This is a genomic window from Sphingopyxis sp. BSNA05, assembly GCF_013265645.1.
In the GTDB taxonomy this organism is placed as follows: Bacteria; Pseudomonadota; Alphaproteobacteria; order Sphingomonadales; family Sphingomonadaceae; genus Parasphingorhabdus.
This window is the reverse complement of sequence record NZ_PYIA01000129.1, coordinates 2,501-5,972: the sequence shown is the minus strand read 5'-3', so window position 1 is coordinate 5,972 and position 3,472 is coordinate 2,501. Positions and strand designations below refer to the sequence as shown.

At 51.1% G+C, this 3,472-nt stretch carries 2 rRNA genes; both read right to left on the bottom strand.

Annotation, left to right across the window (positions count from 1 at the left end):
* Positions 1-89: 89 nt before the first annotated feature.
* Positions 90-204 (bottom strand): 5S ribosomal RNA (gene rrf / locus C8024_RS15285).
* A 159-nt stretch (positions 205-363) separates the two neighbouring features.
* Positions 364-3,175 (bottom strand): 23S ribosomal RNA (locus C8024_RS15280).
* Between the last annotated feature and the right edge of the window lie 297 nt (positions 3,176-3,472).

Sequence of the window (3,472 nt, the reverse complement as noted above, 5' to 3'; positions counted from 1 at the left end):
AAAGCGGCCGGCCCTATGAGGGACAGGCCGCTTTTGAAAAGGTGAATGGGTTATTTCCGCGTGACTACTGTTCATGCGCCTGCTGCAATGCCTGGCGACGTCCTACTCTTCCATGCCTTGAGACAAAGTACCATCGGCGCAACCTGGTTTCACGGCCGAGTTCGAGATGGGATCGGGTGGGGCACAGGCGCTATGGCCACCAAGCAATGAAGCAGGCGCATAAGCTGTAATCACGGGTCTTTTAATCGATGTGGCAAGATGATGCACAGTTTTGATACCGTGCATATTGACCATGGGCCGAGCTTAATTGTCCGTTCAATCAGACAACGATGCTTTCCAACATTGTTGTTGATGGCGGGATTCTACAAGCGCGAATTGAGTAATTAGGACTGGTTAGCTTCATGCGTTACCGCACTTCCACACCCAGCCTATCAACGTGGTGGTCTTCCACGACTCTATGATAACTTATCTCGAGGGAGGCTTCCCGCTTAGATGCTTTCAGCGGTTATCCCGTCCATACATAGCTACCCAGCAGCACGCCTGGCGGCATGACTGGTACACCAGAGGTATGTTCAACCCGGTCCTCTCGTACTAGGGTCAACTCCTCTCAATTATCGACGCCCACGGCAGATAGGGACCAAACTGTCTCGCGACGTTCTGAACCCAGCTCACGTACCACTTTAATTGGCGAACAGCCAAACCCTTGGGACCTGCTCCAGCCCCAGGATGTGATGAGCCGACATCGAGGTGCCAAACGATTCCGTCGATATGAGCTCTTGGGAATCATCAGCCTGTTATCCCCGGCGTACCTTTTATCCGTTGAGCGATGGCCCTTCCACGAGGGACCACCGGATCACTATGACCGACTTTCGTCTCTGCTCGACTTGTCAGTCTCGCAGTCAGGCTGGCTTATGCCATTGCACTCTAACAGACGGTTTCCAACCGTCCTGAGCCAACCATCGCGCGCCTCCGTTACTCTTTAGGAGCGACCGCCCCAGTCAAACTACCCGCCACAGAGTCCCTGATCCGGATAACGGATCTAGGTTAGACACCAGAAAACAATAGGGTGGTATTTCACATTATGGCTCCACTCGGACTGGCGCCCAAGTTTCAAAGCCTCCCACCTATTCTACACAATTCTTTCCTAATGCCACTCTGAAGCTGCAGTAAAGGTGCACGGGGTCTTTCCGTCTAACCGCGGGTACTCCGCATCTTCACGGAGAATTCAATTTCGCTGAGCATATCCTGGAGACAGTGGGGAAGTCGTTACGCCATTCGTGCAGGTCGGAACTTACCCGACAAGGAATTTCGCTACCTTAGGACCGTTATAGTTACGGCCGCCGTTTACTCGGGCTTCAATTCAGAGCTTGCACTCCTCCTCTTAACCTTCGAGCACCGGGCAGGCGTCAGACCCTATACGTCGTCTTGAAGCCGACTTAGCAGAGTCCTGTGTTTTTGCTAAACAGTCGCTACCCCCCAGCTTGTGCCCCCTGCCAAAAGTTGCCTTCTGACAGGGCCTCCTTCTCCCGAAGTTACGGAGGTAATTTGCCGAGTTCCTTCAGGATACTTCTCTCAAGCGCCTTGGTATACTCTACCTGCCCACCTGTGTCGGTTTAGGGTACGGTCTATATGGTGGAGCTATTTCCTGGAACCTCTTCGAAGCCTGATCAATCCAATAAGATCAGACAACACACGAGATCCGTCACATTCCACCAGGTCACGGAATATTAACCGTGTTCCCATCGACTACCCCCTTCGGGCTCGTCTTAGGGGCCGACTCACCCTGCTCAGATTAGCTTTAAGCAGGAACCCTTGGGCTTTCGGCGACAGTGCATCTCACACTGTTTGTCGCTACTCATGTCAGCATTCGCACTTCCGATACGTCCACCGTCGGTTACCCTTCGGCTTCATCCGCTTACGGAACGCTCCGCTACCGCTCAGAATAAATTCTGAACCCTAAGCTTCGGTGCATATCTTTAGCCCCGTTACATCTTCGCCGCAGGAACCCTTATTTAGACCAGTGAGCTGTTACGCTTTCTTTAAAGGATGGCTGCTTCTAAGCCAACCTCCTGGTTGTTTTGGGATTCCCACATGCTTTCCCACTTAGATATGACTTGGGGACCTTAGCTGTAGGTTAGGGCTGTTTCCCTTTTGACGACGGACCTTAGCACCCGCCGTCTGTCTCCCGGACTTGTCTCTATGGTATTCGGAGTTTGGTTAGGTTTGGTAGGTCTCGCGACCCCCTAGCCCATCCAGTGCTCTACCCCCATAGGAAAACATCCGAGGCACTACCTCAATAGTTTTCGCGGAGAACCAGCTATTTCCCGGCTTGATTGGCCTTTCACCCCTAAACACAACTCATCCAATAATTTTTCAACATTAAATGGTTCGGTCCTCCAGTGCGTGTTACCGCACCTTCAACCTGGTCATGCCTAGATCGCCGGGTTTCGGGTCTAATCCATCTAACTCAGTCGCCCTATTCAGACTCGCTTTCGCTGCGCCTACACCTAACGGCTTAAGCTTGCTAGATAGATTAAGTCACTGACCCATTATGCAAGAGGTACGCGGTCACCCCACAAGGGGGCTCCCACTGCTTGTAAGCATTCGGTTTCAGGTACTATTTCACTCCCCTAATCGGGGTGCTTTTCACCTTTCCCTCACGGTACTTGTTCACTATCGGTCACATACGAGTATTTAGGCTTGGAGGGTGGTCCCCCCATGTTCAGACAGAATTTCACGTGTTCCGCCCTACTCGAGTCCTTGTTGATCATTTTCGCATACGGGACTGTCACCCACTATGGTCAAACTTTCCAGAATGTTCTGCTAATTTACAACAAGGCACTGGCCTGGTCCGCGTTCGCTCGCCACTACTAACGGAATCTCGGTTGATGTCTTTTCCTCCGGTTACTGAGATGTTTCAGTTCGCCGGGTTCGCTTCACCAAGTCTATTTTATTCAACTCGGTAATATCCTTCCCCATTTACTCTCACCTTGTCAGACCCCAGGAAAACCTGAAGTGCTTCAAAACAAAAGTAAATGGTGAGGATGGGTTCCCCCATTCGGAAATCGCTGGATCAAAGATTGCTCACATCTCCCCAACGCTTATCGCAGCGTGCCACGTCCTTCATCGCCTGTATGTGCCAAGGCATCCACCAAATGCTCTTACCTCACGCTTGAGAATCCACACCACCAACAACAAGATTGGAACAATCCTCCCACGCTCCTTGCATAAAAAAGCGCTTCAGATGACCAATTCGGCCTTGCCTGTATGATGCGGACAATTAATTACTCAGCCTTTAGTAATTCAAATAATTTGAATACTTGTGCCAATTATGTTGCTTCAATCCAGCGGAAAACCGCCGAACCGAAACCGCAAAATTGCCACGGCATCGATTAAAAAACCCATTCACAATGTCAAATAGAGGCCGAAGCCTCGCTTGCCTGCAGATCGGAACCTGCAGGAAACTTTTGTC